Origin of the sequence: Thalassolituus alkanivorans (genome assembly GCF_020447205.1) — a bacterium.
In the GTDB taxonomy this organism is placed as follows: Bacteria; Pseudomonadota; Gammaproteobacteria; order Pseudomonadales; family Oceanobacteraceae; genus Venatoribacter; species Venatoribacter alkanivorans.
Window position 1 is genome coordinate 348,948 of the sequence record NZ_JAJAEL010000006.1, and the last position, 15,013, is coordinate 363,960.

At 54.8% G+C, this 15,013-nt stretch carries 16 protein-coding genes; 8 read left to right on the plus strand and 8 right to left on the minus strand.

Annotation, left to right across the window (positions count from 1 at the left end; translation table 11 throughout):
• The first annotated feature begins 206 nt into the window (after positions 1–206).
• Both LGT44_RS03515 and LGT44_RS03520 read left to right on the plus strand, forming a co-directional pair.
• Complete coding sequence (locus LGT44_RS03515) at positions 207–1,493, plus strand: methyl-accepting chemotaxis protein (protein ID WP_230331244.1); 1,287 nt, start codon at positions 207–209, stop codon at positions 1,491–1,493.
• 232 nt (positions 1,494–1,725) lie between these two features.
• Positions 1,726–2,325 (plus strand): adenylate/guanylate cyclase domain-containing protein, encoded by a 600-nt coding sequence (locus tag LGT44_RS03520; protein ID WP_230331245.1) that lies wholly within the window; start codon positions 1,726–1,728, stop codon positions 2,323–2,325.
• Between the two features lie 77 nt (positions 2,326–2,402).
• Here the strand turns inward: LGT44_RS03520 and efp are convergent, their stop codons facing one another.
• Positions 2,403–2,969, minus strand: a complete 567-nt coding sequence (gene efp, locus LGT44_RS03525) for an elongation factor P (RefSeq protein WP_145466170.1) — start codon at positions 2,967–2,969, stop codon at positions 2,403–2,405.
• A gap of 39 nt (positions 2,970–3,008) precedes the next feature.
• The gene (gene earP, locus LGT44_RS03530) at positions 3,009–4,205 is read right to left on the minus strand and encodes an elongation factor P maturation arginine rhamnosyltransferase EarP (RefSeq protein ID WP_230331246.1); all 1,197 of its coding nucleotides are present in this window, start codon (positions 4,203–4,205) and stop codon (positions 3,009–3,011) included.
• A gap of 170 nt (positions 4,206–4,375) precedes the next feature.
• On the opposite strand from earP, the gene LGT44_RS03535 reads away from it, so the two are divergent.
• Positions 4,376–5,149, plus strand: a complete 774-nt coding sequence (locus LGT44_RS03535) for a type 2 periplasmic-binding domain-containing protein (protein WP_230331247.1) — start codon at positions 4,376–4,378, stop codon at positions 5,147–5,149.
• On the opposite strand, the gene LGT44_RS03540 is transcribed toward LGT44_RS03535, so the two are convergent.
• Positions 5,134–5,589, minus strand: coding sequence for a hypothetical protein (locus tag LGT44_RS03540; protein ID WP_230331248.1), 456 nt, complete (start codon positions 5,587–5,589; stop codon positions 5,134–5,136). The genes LGT44_RS03535 and LGT44_RS03540 overlap by 16 nt on opposite strands.
• Positions 5,590–5,746: 157 nt before the next feature.
• On the opposite strand from LGT44_RS03540, the gene LGT44_RS03545 reads away from it, so the two are divergent.
• The 5 genes from LGT44_RS03545 (at position 5,747) to LGT44_RS03565 (ending at position 10,507) form a co-directional block, all read left to right on the plus strand.
• Positions 5,747–7,309 (plus strand): cryptochrome/photolyase family protein, encoded by a 1,563-nt coding sequence (locus tag LGT44_RS03545; RefSeq protein ID WP_230331249.1) that lies wholly within the window; start codon positions 5,747–5,749, stop codon positions 7,307–7,309.
• Positions 7,310–7,311: 2 nt separating this feature from the next.
• Entirely contained in the window at positions 7,312–7,512 is a 201-nt protein-coding gene (locus tag LGT44_RS03550; RefSeq protein ID WP_230331250.1) for a DUF2256 domain-containing protein, read from the plus strand.
• Positions 7,512–8,954, plus strand: a complete 1,443-nt coding sequence (locus LGT44_RS03555) for an FAD-binding domain-containing protein (protein WP_230331251.1) — start codon at positions 7,512–7,514, stop codon at positions 8,952–8,954. The genes LGT44_RS03550 and LGT44_RS03555 overlap by 1 nt, the downstream gene beginning before the upstream one ends.
• 97 nt (positions 8,955–9,051) lie before the next feature.
• Positions 9,052–9,981: a ZIP family metal transporter gene (locus LGT44_RS03560; protein WP_230331252.1), complete on the plus strand. Its 930-nt coding sequence runs from the start codon at positions 9,052–9,054 to the stop codon at positions 9,979–9,981.
• A 49-nt stretch (positions 9,982–10,030) separates the two neighbouring features.
• The gene (locus LGT44_RS03565; RefSeq protein ID WP_230331253.1) at positions 10,031–10,507 is read left to right on the plus strand and encodes a Dps family protein; all 477 of its coding nucleotides are present in this window, start codon (positions 10,031–10,033) and stop codon (positions 10,505–10,507) included.
• A gap of 27 nt (positions 10,508–10,534) precedes the next feature.
• Here LGT44_RS03565 and LGT44_RS03570 read toward each other — a convergent pair whose 3' ends face one another.
• From LGT44_RS03570 to cbiB, 5 genes are all read right to left on the minus strand, one after another.
• The gene (locus LGT44_RS03570) at positions 10,535–10,768 is read right to left on the minus strand and encodes a thioredoxin family protein (RefSeq protein WP_145466180.1); all 234 of its coding nucleotides are present in this window, start codon (positions 10,766–10,768) and stop codon (positions 10,535–10,537) included.
• Positions 10,769–10,797: 29 nt separating this feature from the next.
• Positions 10,798–11,787, minus strand: a complete 990-nt coding sequence (locus LGT44_RS03575) for a permease (RefSeq protein ID WP_230331254.1) — start codon at positions 11,785–11,787, stop codon at positions 10,798–10,800.
• Positions 11,788–11,942: 155 nt separating this feature from the next.
• A complete protein-coding gene (locus tag LGT44_RS03580) occupies positions 11,943–12,893 on the minus strand; it encodes a cobalamin-binding protein (RefSeq protein ID WP_230331255.1) in 951 nt (316 codons plus the stop codon).
• Positions 12,890–13,945, minus strand: coding sequence for an aminotransferase class I/II-fold pyridoxal phosphate-dependent enzyme (locus tag LGT44_RS03585; RefSeq protein WP_230331256.1), 1,056 nt, complete (start codon positions 13,943–13,945; stop codon positions 12,890–12,892). Before LGT44_RS03585 ends, LGT44_RS03580 begins: the two co-directional genes overlap by 4 nt.
• 1 nt (position 13,946) lies before the next feature.
• Complete coding sequence (gene cbiB / locus LGT44_RS03590) at positions 13,947–15,008, minus strand: adenosylcobinamide-phosphate synthase CbiB (protein WP_230331257.1); 1,062 nt, start codon at positions 15,006–15,008, stop codon at positions 13,947–13,949.
• Positions 15,009–15,013 lie beyond the last annotated feature (5 nt).

The window sequence follows — 15,013 nt, forward strand, 5'->3', positions numbered from 1 at the left end:
AATAATTGCTAACCCCTTGATTTCACTCACAGTGGAGCACAATGCTACACACTGCAACGGGTTCAAATCCCGCCATCACCATATTAAAGGCCCCTGTCGCACTGCGTCAGGGGCTTTTTTATTTGCAAAACTGCCGGCTTTAAACGCATATCTGACGCCGTTGTCTACACTTAAAGCATCTTTCTGCTGAATGGATGCTTTTCGTTATGACAGTACAACGCAAGCTGGTAATTGCAGCTGCCCTGCCCGCTATCCTCACCATTATTCTGGTAATGAGCAAAGCCATTGCCGATATGCAGACACAGCGTGATTATCTTATCGAACAGACCGGTCTTTATCTGTCGAAACAGAATGGCGCCGTAGAGCAGCAGGATCTGCAGCGCTTTATGGCCGAGCAATGGCAGGAGATTTTCAGCCAACAGGCCAGCATTGCCATTCCCGTTCTGACCGGTATGTCCATTGTGCTGATTATTTTTGCCCTGCTCACCGTGCGTCAAATCACCAATGGTTTTACCCATCTGACCGCCTCCGTTGAAACCCTGTCCAGACCGGAAACACCACTTTCTTACCGTGTTCCGCTACAGGATATGAATGAATTGCGCCCTCTGGCCGTACGCCTGAACGATTTTATGCAGCGTGTTGATAATATGGTGGCGGGCATGGCCGAAGCTTCGCAGGCACTGAATCAAAGCTCTGCGGTACTCAATTCAAACTCCAGCGAAAATACCCATCATGCGCAGAATATGTCACGCATTATGGACAGCGTGTCCGGCGCCATGAGTGAACTTATTTCTGCGTCTGCCGAAATTACCCGCAACGTTCATCAGGCCCATACTCAGGTATCTGAAGTCAACAGTACCGGCCGCGCACTCAGTAACGATATTAAAGCGCTGAATAATCAGTTCGGAGAGCTGGGTAATATTATTAACAGCAGCTCTTCCGATGTCGCCGAGCTGAGCAATCAGGTCGACGGTATTTACGGCATCCTGCAGACCATCCGTGGCATTGCAGAACAAACCAATCTGCTGGCCCTTAACGCCGCCATCGAAGCGGCACGGGCCGGTGAACAGGGTCGCGGTTTTGCTGTGGTCGCCGACGAAGTGCGTAACCTGGCCAGCAAAACCCAGAGCAGTACCGGAGAAATCCAGGGGCTGATTGAAAACCTGAAACAAAGCGCCAGTCGTTCAATTGAGGCCATGACCAACAGCACCGAGGCCAGCGCGTCCATGGCCGTATCCTTCGCCAAAGCCAACGAACAGATTCTGGGATTATTCGGCAGCCTGAACACCGTTAACGATCTGAACTCTGAAATTGCTGCCGCCAGTGAAGAGCAAAGCACCGTTATCAGTGGTATTAACCAACACCTGCAGGAAGCCAAAGAAATTGCGGTTTATACCCGCGAGGCCGCCCAATCGACCGGCAGTAAATCGTCGGAGCTGGCAAATATCGCCGACAAATTAAAAACCATGATTCAAAGCTTTCGTCTGAGCTGAAAATCCGGCATTAATGTACACAGGATCACCTGCGTGCATTAATGCCCGCCAATGCCGATCATCGGTTACTCAACGGAAATCCGCTCCCATACAGACACATCCTCCCGGTAAAAAGAACGCCGGGGACAGACGCCTGCTGATGTAATAAAATACGCGCTGTTATCGCTCACGGAATCCGGCAATAACATGAGGGATTAACATCAGGCAAGGGACTAAAAATCAGGAACTCACGATGCGGGTTAATGATCACTCACCGCTGGCAGAATTGCTGCAGCAACATCACTTAAGCCATGGCTGCCCGGAATCGGCACAGGCGGTATGGCAGGCCTATGGCACAACCGCGGCGGTATTAATTACCGATATGAGCCGCTTCTCGGCCATTACCAAAGAAAAAGGCATTGTTTATTACCTGACATTAATTCAGCGTATGCAGGATATCGTTGAAGCCGTTACCACACAGTTTAATGGTACGCTGATTAAATACGTGGCTGACGATGCCTTTGTATTATTTGCCGACAGCGCTTCTGCCCTGAATGCATTGCGCGAAATCCGTCAGCGTCTGAAGCAGGATAATCAGCAATTTCCGCAGCATCACGATATTGAAATTGCCGCAGGTATTGCCTTTGGTGAGCTGCTTAATTTTCATGACCGCGAAATTTTCGGCGACCCGGTTAATGAAGCCAGCAAGCTGGGAGAAGACACCGCTGCTGCATGGGAAATTCTGCTGACCGAAGCGGCCTATCAGAACCTGCCGGCCGATATGCAGGTACACGAAAAAATGTGTGACCATGCCTTCGGCAAACTGACGATCCGCACCTATTATATGAGCTGAAAAACAACACCCGTCCTTTTCAGACAGACATAAAAAAAGCTGCCGGAGCAGCTTTTTTTATGCACGCAAAAAACCAATCAGTTTTTTGCACGGCCTTTGAATTCACCGGTACGGGTATCGATTTCGATGGCATCACCGATTTCAACGAACGCAGCAACCTGCAGTTCATAACCGTTTTCCAGAGTGGCCATTTTCATCACTTTACCGGAGGTATCACCACGAACCGCAGGCTCGGTGTAAGACACGGTACGGACGATGGTGGTAGGCAGTTCGATGCTGATGGCTTTGCCTTCGTAGAAAACCGCTTCACATACGTCGGTCATACCGTCGGTCATGAAGTTCAGGGTGTCACCCAGGTTTTCTTTTTCCACTTCGATCTGGTTGTACTCTTCATCCATAAACACGTACAGCGGATCTGCGAAGTAAGAGTAGGTTACCTGGCTGCGTTCCAGAATGATGGGTTCCAGCTTGTCATCAGCCTTGAAAACCGGCTCCTGCGACGCACCGGTCAGCAGGTTCTTCAGTTTCATTTTTACAACAGCGGCGTTACGGCCGGATTTGTTGAATTCAGCTTTCAGGACAACCCATGCCTGACCGTTCAGGCTCAGTACCTGACCGGCACGAAATTCGTTAGCAGTTTTCATAGAGAATTACCGGATATCAGTCGTTAAAAATGCGCTGCACTATACCCGATCCGTGGCGTAATGCACGAGATTTGATGCAAGGTCGCCAAGCGCCTGTAGCTGCTGTTGCCAGGCAACAGCATGGGTCTGCCATGCTGGCAGCTGTTGCAGCAGCCCGTGCCAGTGTTCATGCGCCTCAGCGCCTGCTGCCAGCGCACTATCCGGTGCCTGATTCCAGTGCCGGAATGCCCCCACCAGATGCTCCGCCAGCATGCGGTCTGACAGGTTATTGCGGTCACAATACAGGCCAAGAAAAGCCTCCAGTTTATCCAGATGCGCATCCTCTTCCTGGCGGTAGATATGCCACAACATAGGCTTGCCCAGCATCTGCGCACGGACAAAGGATTCCTCTCCGCGCACAAGATTCAGATCACACATGGCCAGCAGCTGGTCGTATTGTGGCTGTGACATAAATGGCAGCAGCGAAATACTCAGTCTGCCGCGCTGATAGGTGTGCCCGGCCTGCGTCGTTTCACCCAGCCAGTCATCCAGCCCCGCCGATACCCGTCCTGCCGGAACCAGCAGGTGTACTGTCTGCGGCCAGGCCTGCAGCGCATCCAGCAAACCGGCCAGGGCCGGATTTTCGTAGGCAAACAAGCTGATCTGCAGCGCACAATCTGCCAGAGCCGGAGCCAAACCAAAGCTGCTCAGAAAAGCCTGACGTGCCGCACCTTCGGCCATCTGGTGTGGCAATAGTGCCAGTTCCGGTTCGCACAACAGGCCGCCGGTCCCCTGAACAAAACCGGGAAAGAAGAAGGTTTTGCTCAGCCCGTGCACCGGCGACTGACTGAGGTGAAAACCGGGAACCCAGTCTTCGGCGCTCAGGTATTCCAGATTAATCCAGCAGGCCGTGCGCTCACGCTGCTGCATGGCTGCGATATAGCTTTGCGGCAACTCACAGGCAAAGGCTTCAATCACCACATCACCGGTCTGCTGCGGGCTGAGCAGTGGAAAATCTTCAGCCCAGTGCCGGATCACAATCCCCTGCTGTTGCTGCTCTGCCAGAGAGTAATCCAGCGCCGGGCATAACGCGCGGAAACTGCTCAGGTCATCCACCCAGAGCGTTACCTGCTGACCATGTTGCTGGTGCAGTTGCCGCGCCAGACGCCAGCACACGCCAATATCGCCAAAGTTATCGATCACCCGGCAGAACAGGTGCCAGTGGCGTTGTGAAGTCGGGTCGGGCATCAGGCTCATGCAAGGGTATCCGGCAGGAAAAAGGCCAGCATCATAGAAGGCCACACAGGGCGAGGAAAGTCCGTAAGTACAGACGGTGGCGATTGACGGATTAAAGTCATGCTCAGTTATGAGTCCGGACACATATTTCTGCTAATCTTCTGATACATTGGCTAACAAATAACCAATATATGAATACTGTTTTGCATCTGGGCCTGCTCATACTGAGCTGCCTGACACTGAGCACTACTGCAGAACCGCTGGCAGGCAATCAGGCGTTCGCGCCGGTATCGGCAAATGCAGCACCAGACACCCTGCTGATCGGCGTAGAAACCACCGACTACGCTCCCTATTACCATATGCAGGATGAGCGCTACAGCGGCATGGCGCGTGATCTGCTGGATGCTTTTCTCGCCGATGCGCACCTGTTAGCCGACTATCACCCGTTACCGGTGCCACGCCTGTTTCTGCAGTTCACTCATAACCAGCTCGACTTCAAATTTCCCGATAATCCACAGTGGTCAGAAAACCTGAAAGCCGGCCTCACCATTCACTACAGTCAGCCGGTATTCCAGGTCAGTGAAGCCGTAATGATACTCAACGATCATCAGGGACCCGTGCGCAATGTCGGCACTATTATGGGATTTACCACGCCGGGCATCAGCTCTGCCCTGAGTCGCGGAGATATCGCCCTGACCGAAGTCACGGGTATGGAACAGCTGCTGAAAATGCTCGACTCCGGTCGCATCGACGGTATCTACTTCAACGTCCGGGTAGCACAGGAAGCGGCCGCCAGGCGTACACAACCGCTGCAACTGACCATGCTGAAAGACATTGCCCCCTACCGTTATGCTTACCACCTTTCCAGTATCCGTCATCCCCGCCTGATTGAACGCTTCGACCGCTTTATGCGTGAGAACCCGGAAGTGATCCGTGCTATCCGCCAGAGTTATGATCTGCCCTGATGGCTGTCGGCTCCTAGCAGTGGGTCCAGTTCATCATTCAGTTCAAACCCTTCTTCTTTCAGCCAGGCCAGAGCCACATCAACACTGCTGAACGCCCGGCGCTGAAAACCTTGCTCAGAGCCGGTGACCAAATCCTCAAGCTGCAGTTTTTTCAGTAGCGATGGTTGGTACACATGGGCTGCGCGCCGCAGACCATTATCAATACACCAGTGCACCAGCGCCTCAATCACCGGCCTCATTTCCGGCACGCCTAACTGCCAGTCATCGAGTAAAACCATATGTCCCCAGGGCGCAGAGGCCAGCCCGGCGGCATGTTCGCGGAAGTGACGGTCAAAGGCTCTGGCCGCTTCTTCATTCCAGCTGCCGGACAAACGGGCAACCAGAATATTACCGTTGGTACTGAGTACAAATTCGCCATGCTGAATACGTGTGTTGAGCATATAACCCCCCGATATGCCGCTGCCCGATAAGCATAGCTGAGCCGCTGCAGCGCCCCTGATGGCCAACAAAAAATAACCTGCAGCGGATGAGTCTCCACTGGCAATACGAACAAAAAGCTATACACTAATTGTACACAAACAGATTTTTGTATAACTAATGAAATATCTGGGTCTTATCCTCGCCGATCAGCTGAGCTCATCACTGGCCAGTCTGCGCGCACTGAATCCGCAGCGGGACGTGCTGTTAATGGCCGAGGTCGCTGAAGAAGCCACCTACGTTGCCCACCATGTGCAGAAAATTGCCCTGCTGTTCTCGGCTATGCGCCATTTTGCCGAGGAGCTGCGCCGTGCCGGCTGGACCGTAATCTACCGTCCGCTGGATGCACCGGATAATGACCACAGCCTGCTCGATGTCGTTCGCCGAACCCTGCAGGAACAGCAATGCAGTGGCCTGATGCTGACACGCTGCGGAGAATATCGCCTGCAAACAGCGATGGATAATCAGTGGTCAGCAACACTTAGCGTCCCGGTAAGCGTATTTGAAGACGACCGTTTTATCTGCCCGCCCGCCGACTTCGCGCACTGGGCTGCCGGCCGCAAACAGCTGCGTATGGAATACTTTTACCGCGATATGCGGCGCAAAACCGGCCTGCTGATGGAGGGCGACAAGCCCGTCGGCGGGCAATGGAATTTCGATGCCGACAACCGTGCAGCCTATAAGGGCGAAGTACCGGTACCGGCGCCGCTCAGCTTCAGCCGCGATGCCATCGATAACGACGTACTGCAACTGGTAAGCACCCGCTTCTCCGGGCCAGACAACCGCCACCCCGGCAAGCTTCAGCCCTTCCGCTGGGCGACAACACGTGAGCAGGCACTTACTGCGCTGCAGCACTTTATTCAGCACCGCCTGGCGCACTTCGGCCGTTATCAGGATGCTATGGTCAGCCACAACAGCCTGGGCGAACGCGCCGACTTTATGTTTCACAGCCTGCTGTCGCCCTACCTCAACTGCGGCCTGCTGACCCCGCTGGAAGTGTGCAAAGCCGCCGAAGCCGCTTATTACCATGGTCAGGCGCCGCTGGCGGCGGTGGAAGGCTTTATCCGCCAGATCATCGGCTGGCGCGAATACGTGCGCGGTATTTACTGGGCCTTTATGCCGGAGTACGCCGGGCGTAACAGCCAGCACAACGAGCGTGCGCTGCCCTGGTTTTACTGGACTGGAAAAACGCAGATGCACTGCATGAGTGAGTGCTTCCGCACCACCTTAGCCAACGCCTACGCGCACCATATTCAGCGCTTAATGGTGACAGGGAATTTCGCCCTGCTCGCCGGAATCCGCCCGCAGGAGATTTGCGACTGGTATCTGGCCGTGTACGCCGACGCCTACGACTGGGTGGAATTACCCAATACGCTGGGCATGATGATGCACGCCGACGGTGGCCTTTTGGGCAGCAAACCCTACTGCGCCTCCGGCAGTTACATTGCCCGCCAGTCAGACTACTGCGGCCATTGTCGCTACAACGTGAAAACCGCCGAGCAGCCCGACAGCTGCCCGTTCAACAGCCTGTACTGGCACTTTTTAATCCGCCACCGCGACAGCTTCGCACGTAATCCGCGCATGGCCATGATGTACCGCAGCTACGACCGCATGGCGCCGGCTAAACAGCAGGCGATTCTGGCCCGGGCGGAGCACTGTCTGATCCATCTGGAGACTCTGTAACCATGGGCCTGCTGAGTGGTTTCCGTAATCCCCATAACCTGCTGGTCAAAACCTGTGCGCACTGTGGCCGGCCGTTCTGCTGGCGGCGTAAATGGGCGCGCAGCTGGGACGACGTGAAGTACTGCAGCAAAGGTTGCAAACACAGGGCACAAAAAACACCGGCCAATATATGCGCCGCCGCGTCCGTGGAGGATGAATTCTGATGACGTCCCGCCCCATCAATCTGGTGTGGCTGCGCAACGATCTGCGCCTGCACGACCATCCTGTTTTTCAGCATCTGGCCGCTCAGGGCGAATGCCCGGGTATGGCGGTGGTGTTTATTCTGCCGCAACACTGGCAGCAGCCGACGGCAGAATATCCGGGCCTGACCCGACTGGGACTGGCCAGGGCCCGCTTCCTGCGCGCCTGTTTGATTGATGTGCAGCGCAGCCTGTATCAGCAGAATATCCGCCTCAGCCTGCTCGGCGGTGACCCGGTCAGCCTGCTGCGTGACTGGTATGCCCAACAGCCGTTTCACCTGCACACCAGCGTCGCTCAGGCGCCGGAAGAAGAACACTGGCTGAATGCCATTGCCGCCTTTGCACCGGTCAGCACCTACGAAACCCAGACGCTGTTCAGCCAGCAACAGCTGGCGGAATTGCTCAGCTCAGAAAACTGGCCCGACAGCTACAGCGCCTTCAGCCGCTGGCTCGATAAGCACGGCTTACCCGGCGCTATAGCCGCGCCGCTGCCGCCCACCATGCTCAGTGCCGATCCCCTCGAAGCACCGCTCAAAGCCGCCGTGCAGTGGCCGGATCATCAGCTGCATCAGGTGCCGTCCTGGGCCGGGCGCGTTCCGGCAACAACCTTTCATGGAGGCGAAGACGCCGGATTACGCCATCTTGCGGCCTATCTGGGGCGGGAAAATGCCATTCGTCACTACCGTGATACACGCAACCAGCTCTGCACGGCGCCGCTCAGTCAGGCTGACAACCCTTACGCCGGCAGCCGCTTTGCCAGCCAGCTCAGCCCCTGGCTGGCCTGGGGTGCATTATCGGTGCGTAAGGTATGGGCTGATATTGTGCGCTGGGAGAGTCTGCATGGCGCAAGCGAACACAGTAGCTGGCTGAAAAAAGAACTGCTGTGGCGCGAGTATTTTCACTGGACGCTGCGCCTCAAAGGATCCGCGCTGTTCCGTAACCCCGCACCTCAGCCGTTCGCCGACACACGCTGGCAGGCCTGGTGTGAAGCGCACACCGGCTATCCGGTGATCGATGCCGGCCTGCGTGAGCTGATCCACACCGGCTTCAGCTCCAACCGTATGCGCCAGTGGCTGGCGAGCTTTTTTATCCATGAACTGAAACTCGACTGGCGCCTTGGCGCACGCTTCTTTGAGCAACACCTGATCGATGCTGATGTCGCCAGTAACTGGGGCAACTGGGCCTATATCGCCGGTTGCGGTCAGGACCCGCGCGGCGGGCGCTGTTTTAACCTCAACAAACAGCTGGAACTGTATGACCCGCACCTCACGCACCTGCGGCAATGGCTGCCGGAACTGGGCAGCGTAACCCTGAGCCAGGTGCAGCAACATCAGAGCGGTGGCCCGGCGCTGCCTTTGTGGCCAGCAGCAACCTGTGCAGCGCCAGCCGCTCCGACTCATAGCTAAAAACTTATGAACGTATCATTTTAATAAAATAGCTTCTATGAACAGCCACTCTACAATGGGGGGATTCAAACAGCAGATTCCGCTCAGTGAGGTTTTCATGGACATCGGCCAACGCTCCAACAACCAATGGCTGGCGATTTTCCGCCAGCATGCGATTGAGCACCCTTATATCGCCGCAGCGCTGGCGGCGGCACTGGCACTGGTCAGCGTGTTGCTGGTGCAGAGTCTGATTCAGGTATTGACCACCGACAGCAGCCTGTTCGGCCGTTATGCCTTGCTGGGTGGCAGCGCCGGCTTTATCGCCACCGCGCTGGGCGCTTTACCCGCCTTAATGCTGAAAAGAATCCCGCAGGCTGCGGAAGATGCCATGCTCGGCTTTGCCGCCGGCATGATGCTCGCCGCTTCAGCATTTTCGCTGCTGTTACCTGGCATTGAAGCCGGTACGGAGTTATTGCAAAGCGCCACACAGGGCGGACTCATTGTGGTGTTCGGCATGTTTATGGGCGTGGCGCTGATGCTCGGGCTGGATGAATTTACCCCGCATGAGCACGACAAAACCGGCCCCTGCGGCCCGGGCCATGAACGTTGCGGCAGAGCCTGGTTATTTGTGTTCGCCATTGCTCTGCACAATCTGCCGGAAGGCATGGCCGTAGGTGTCAGCTTTGCCCAGGGTGATTTAACCGTGGGTCTGCCACTGGCGACGGCCATCGCCCTGCAGGATATTCCCGAAGGTCTGGCGGTTGCGCTTACGCTGCGCGCCGCCGGCTTCAGCCCACTGTTTGCGGTATTGGTTGCCGCGGGCAGCGGTTTGCTGGAACCGGTCGGAGCATTATTGGGCGTAAGCCTGGGCGGCGGGTTATTACTCGCTTATCCGATCGGACTTGGACTGGCCGCTGGTGCTATGTTGTTTGTGGTGTCACATGAAGTGATTCCGGAAACACACCGCAACGGCCACCAGACCGTCGCCACACTGGGATTAATGACCGGTTTTGCCTTAATGATGATTTTGGATACCACGCTCGGTTAAGAGCGAGGCAAAAAGACTACTTTTATCAAAGCAACCGCAGGAGCAGCTTATGACCACCGTCAATATTGGCATCAGTGCCGAACACCGTGAAGCCATCAGCCAGGGACTCGGCCGCTTACTGGCCGACACCTATACGCTGTACTTAACCACCCATAATTTTCACTGGAACATTACCGGGCCGATGTTCAACAGCCTGCACGCCATGTTTATGACCCAGTACACCGAACTGTGGAACGCCGTCGATCCGATTGCCGAACGCATCCGTTCGCTTGGCCATGTGGCACCGGGTTCCTACGCACAGTTTGCCGAGCTGGCATCGTTACCGGATGCCCCACAGGTGCCGCCAAAGGCCACAGAGATGATCCGCATTCTGGCCGATGGCCACGAAGCCACCGCCCGCACAGCACGCCACCTGTTTAAACTGGTGGAGGAAGCATCCGACGAACCGACCGCTGATTTATTAACCCAGCGGCTGGCCATTCACGAGCAGACCGCCTGGATGCTGCGCGCCCAACTGGAAGAATAATCACTCAGGCCCATAAGGCTGGCTGTGTTATTGCAGCCAGCTTTCAATATCCTCACGGTGTGGAATCGAGCCGCTGTGTACCAGCTGCTCATCCACCACCACCGCCGGTGTACGCATAACGCCATAATTCATCATGGCTTCCGGGCTGGTTTCTTTAATTAATTCAATTTCTGTTTGTTTTTCTGCGGCAATAGCGCTGATCGATTGCGCAGTTTTTTCGCATTTACTGCATCCTGAGCCCAGCACTTTAATCACTTTCATTATTGCTCCTTAGCCACGACTATGACTTTTTACAGATAGGGAGTGAGCGCATTCAATACCCAACCAATCAGGGTGAAAGCCACCAGCAGCATGAGAAAAATCAGCGCCAGAAGACGGATTTTCATGACCTGTTTCAGCAGGATAAATTCGGGAAAACTGGCGGCAACCGTGCTCATACAAAACGCCAGCGTAGTACCCACCGGCAGGCCTTTGGTAATCAGACTCTCCATCACCGGAATCACCCCGGTGGCGTTGGAATACAGCGGAATACCCGCCAGTACCGCAGCCGGTACAGACCACCATTCTCCCTGCCCCAAGGTGTCAGACACCCACTGATCGGGCACAAAACCGTGCAATCCGGCGCCCAGCCCCACGCCTAAGATGACCCACTTCCATACGCGGGAAAAAATATCGGTCATTTCTTCTTTGGCAAATTCATGCCGTTCTTTCAGAGTCATACTGCCGGCGGACGCGGTTCCGGTATGACCGGCCTGTTGCGCCTGATTGTAAGCACGGGCGGCAAAAGGCTGCAGCCAGCGTTCGGCTTTTAACAAATGCAATACCAGACCACCGGCTACGCCGACGGCCATGCCGGTAACGATATACAGCAGCGTGAATTTCCAGCCGAGCAGACTCATCAGCAACAGTACGGCCACTTCATTAATCAGCGGTGACGTCAGCAGAAATGCCATGGTAATACCCACCGGAATACCGGCAGAAGTAAATCCGAGAAAAACAGGAATGCTGGAGCAGGAGCAGAACGGCGTAATGGCACCAAAGGCCGAGCCCAGTAATAAACCCAGCCCGGTATGTTTGCGCGCCAGATAATCGCGCACCCGCTCAACATTCAGCGAGGCTCTGAGCAGCGCGATGATATAAATCATCAGCAGTAACAGGACAAAGATTTTACTGACGTCTTCAACAAAGAAGTGCAGCACATCGCCCCACTTACTCTGGGCCGACAAGCCCGCTAAATCGAATACCAACCAGTCGGCCAGACGGGTGAAGATTTCCAACATATCAGTCTCCGCTTATCGTCAGCTAAGCTGTGCCCGACAGAGCACCACACCAGTAACGTTAAGCGCAGTGTAGCGGAAAAGTGCTGCCGGCCTCTTGATCTGCGGCATCAGGATCAGACAGCGGCGCGAAACAGACTGACAATGTATACCCGGCCTTAATCAGCCATGGTTTGCTGCTTTTTCCGCGTTTGCTCCATGGCTTCGCACAGCTGACGGGTACCCAGTAAAAAACGCGGCGTCGGCCGGTGCAATAAATCCGGATGAATATGATAAAGACTGCTGGTTTTAACCGCCGTCAGATGCTGGTACTGCCCCCAGGCGTCTAACCAGTCGGGGCGGCTTTCGCCCATGCCGCTGGCCACAATCACATCCGGGTTCATTTCCAGTACCGACTCAATACTGACCTGCGGTGCTTTAATATCCAGATCGGCGTACACGTTACGGCCACCGCAAAGTTCAATGGCACGGGAAATAAAGGTATCGCCATTCTGAGTTAATAATGGCTGATGCCAGACCTGATAAAAAACCGTTAATGGCTTTTTATCGGAATACTGCGCCCGTAACTGCGCCACCTGATGGCGGAAATCGGCCGCTACCTTTTCGCCTTCTGCTTTATGACCAGACGCCGTGGCAAAGTTTTCCAGATTACGGGCGATGGTTTCGTAGGTATTCGGATCACTGACGAATATTTCATAGCCGAGTTGCTTCAGGCGCGACAAATCGCGGGTCGGGTTGCCTTCCGGCCAGGCGATAATCAGATCAGGCTCCAGAGCCACAATAGCTTCGATATTCAGGGCCGAATAGCCACCAACGCGTGGAATATTTTTGGCCGCTTGCGGATAATCCGAATACTGCACGGCACCAACAATGGCATCACCGCCACCCACCGCAAACAACAGTTCGGTGCTGTGCGGAATCAGGCTGACAATGCGCCGCGCCGGTTGTGAAAAATGATGCACAGTACCGGCATCGTCGGTCAGACTGAATGCCTTGCTGTGCATAGCAACCGGACTTTCCGGATTATTATCTGCCGCAGCAAACAGCACAGAGCTGCAGAAAGACAGTACGATCAATGCGGCTGGTATCCGTAATGTATTCAGTATCATAAAAGGAATTCTCTCAGGTCATTCAGCGCTTGCTGTAGCTGCTGTTGTTTACAGGCATCGTCGCCCACCAATCCCAGGCGGATTAACTGCTGCTGTTTAAAACAGCGGCTCCATATATAGCGTTCGGCTAAAAAAGTCTGAACCCGTTCGGCATCGGAAAATTTCAGGGTAAAAAATAAATCACTTTCCCCTGCCAGAAAAAAACCGTTCAGCCACTGCGCCATTAATTCATGATTTTTTTTCAAACGCACACGCTGCCGGGCAATCCACTGATGATCACTCAGCGCCTGTTGCGCCAGCCACAGACTGTGCCCGGCCACCGGCCAGGGGCCGAGTCTGTTGGCCAGATTCTGCAGCACATCGGCCGCGGCAAACACCACACCAATACGCAGCCCCGCCAGACCAAAAAATTTCCCCAGCGAGCGTAATACCAGCATATTATCCGCCAGCGTCTGAGTTAACAGGCTGTCGTCTGGCGTACAATCCATAAAGGCTTCGTCACACAATAACCACCCCTGGCGTTGGTGTTGCTGTAACTGTTCAGCCCAGCCGTGTAATTCAGCAGCACTGAAGCGTTCACCACCGGGGTTTCCCGGATTAACCAGCACCAGCATATCAGGTAATTTGTGGTCGTTATCGGTAGCCGCATTAAATGCCTGATGAATATCGTCTGCGGTTTTTTCATACACAGAATGCCCGGCTTTTTTCCAGCACAATGCATGTTCACCATAGGTACCGGCCAGAATCCACACATTGCCACGACTGAAACAGCCGGGTAATTCCGCAATGGCGCGCTGGCTGCCGGGAACCAGCAAACCGTCATGGCCATAATAGGTGCGGACTGCACGGTTTAAGTCAGGCTGAATGCCGGGTAAATCGTGAATAAACTGCGCCGGGCAGGATAACCCCTGCCCGCGTTCAGACCACCAACAGTAAGGGCTGACCGCACTGGATAAATCCAGCCACTGCTGTGGTTCACCGCCAAATTGTTCGATCGCGCGTTGCAGATCAGCACCATGAATAACGGTTTCGGCTACGTTAATTAATTGCATATCAGCCCCCGAAAACCATCTGAATAATGGCGTTCAGCAGCAGAGTGACAAACAGCCAGAACAGGAAAAACAGAGACAGACTGCGCTTAACCAGTTTCACCGCCGGTACGATATGCTGTGGCTTCGCGGCGATACCGCAACCCATCGGCGGCTTATTCTTCCACTCGCCGTGATAACAGGCTCGCTCGCTTAAGCGGATATTTAATGCACCGGCACCGGCGGTCATTACCGCACCGCCATTCGGGCTGGCACAGTGTTTTGCCTGTGTACGCCAGCAACGCCAGGCATCTTTTCTGTTCGGCCCGGCGAGCATAAAACACCAGGCGGTAATACGCGCAGGCCAGTAAGCCAGCACATCATCCAGTCGTGCGGCCGCGCGGCCAAAGTAATTAAAACGCGGATTACGGTAGCCCCACATCGCATCCAGCGTATTTACCCAGCGATGCAGCAGAACCGGTAATGCACCACCAATAGCAAACCAGAATAATGAGGAAAATAAGGCATCGGATGAATTTTCCAGCAGGCTTTCAATATCGGCCTGAGCAATTTCATCGGCCGATAACTGCGCGGTATCACGGCTGACAATCCAGCCGAGTTTTTCCCGGGCAGAGATAATATCCTTCTGTTCCAGTGCACTGGCTACGGCCAGTACATGCTGCTGCAGACTTTGCCAGCCAATACAGCTGTACAACACCAGCACCTGTACGATTACCCACAGCAGCAGGGATTGCTGCGCCAGCCAGATAAACAATAAGGCCAGCGGCAGCAGAGGCAACAAAGCCATCAGCAGCGCCAATAAGCCACGCCCGATGGTGGCAGGCTCAGTTACTTTTTCAGGACGATTAAAACGCGACTCCAGCCAGGCCGCCCAGCGACCGAAGGCGACCAGCGGATGAAAACGCGCCGGTTCGCCGAAAAGGCGGTCGCAGGCCAATGCCAGCAGCATAAGCCCGCCCATAAAGAACAACAGCAACAACGGGGGAAGATGGCTAACGCCGGCGGGAAAAAATCCACTGAACAGGGGAATCATGTCATACAATGGCCGGTAAATTTCAGACGCCAAGTGTA

Excerpts from the sequence above, each read along its gene's own strand:
- LGT44_RS03520 (WP_230331245.1), top strand. The coding sequence starts at position 1,726 with ATGCGGGTTAATGATCACTCACCGCTGGCAGAATTGCTGCAGCAACAT.
- LGT44_RS03555 (WP_230331251.1), top strand. The coding sequence starts at position 7,512 with ATGACGTCCCGCCCCATCAATCTGGTGTGGCTGCGCAACGATCTGCGC.
- efp (WP_145466170.1), bottom strand. The coding sequence starts at position 2,969 with ATGAAAACTGCTAACGAATTTCGTGCCGGTCAGGTACTGAGCCTGAAC.
- LGT44_RS03540 (WP_230331248.1), bottom strand. The coding sequence starts at position 5,589 with ATGCTCAACACACGTATTCAGCATGGCGAATTTGTACTCAGTACCAAC.
- LGT44_RS03580 (WP_230331255.1), bottom strand. The coding sequence starts at position 12,893 with ATGATACTGAATACATTACGGATACCAGCCGCATTGATCGTACTGTCT.
- LGT44_RS03535 (WP_230331247.1), top strand. The coding sequence starts at position 4,376 with ATGAATACTGTTTTGCATCTGGGCCTGCTCATACTGAGCTGCCTGACA.
- LGT44_RS03585 (WP_230331256.1), bottom strand. The coding sequence starts at position 13,945 with ATGCAATTAATTAACGTAGCCGAAACCGTTATTCATGGTGCTGATCTG.
- LGT44_RS03560 (WP_230331252.1), top strand. The coding sequence starts at position 9,052 with ATGGACATCGGCCAACGCTCCAACAACCAATGGCTGGCGATTTTCCGC.
- LGT44_RS03575 (WP_230331254.1), bottom strand. The coding sequence starts at position 11,787 with ATGTTGGAAATCTTCACCCGTCTGGCCGACTGGTTGGTATTCGATTTA.
- earP (WP_230331246.1), bottom strand. The coding sequence starts at position 4,205 with ATGAGCCTGATGCCCGACCCGACTTCACAACGCCACTGGCACCTGTTC.
- LGT44_RS03565 (WP_230331253.1), top strand. The coding sequence starts at position 10,031 with ATGACCACCGTCAATATTGGCATCAGTGCCGAACACCGTGAAGCCATC.
- LGT44_RS03515 (WP_230331244.1), top strand. The coding sequence starts at position 207 with ATGACAGTACAACGCAAGCTGGTAATTGCAGCTGCCCTGCCCGCTATC.
- LGT44_RS03570 (WP_145466180.1), bottom strand. The coding sequence starts at position 10,768 with ATGAAAGTGATTAAAGTGCTGGGCTCAGGATGCAGTAAATGCGAAAAA.
- LGT44_RS03545 (WP_230331249.1), top strand. The coding sequence starts at position 5,747 with ATGAAATATCTGGGTCTTATCCTCGCCGATCAGCTGAGCTCATCACTG.
- LGT44_RS03550 (WP_230331250.1), top strand. The coding sequence starts at position 7,312 with ATGGGCCTGCTGAGTGGTTTCCGTAATCCCCATAACCTGCTGGTCAAA.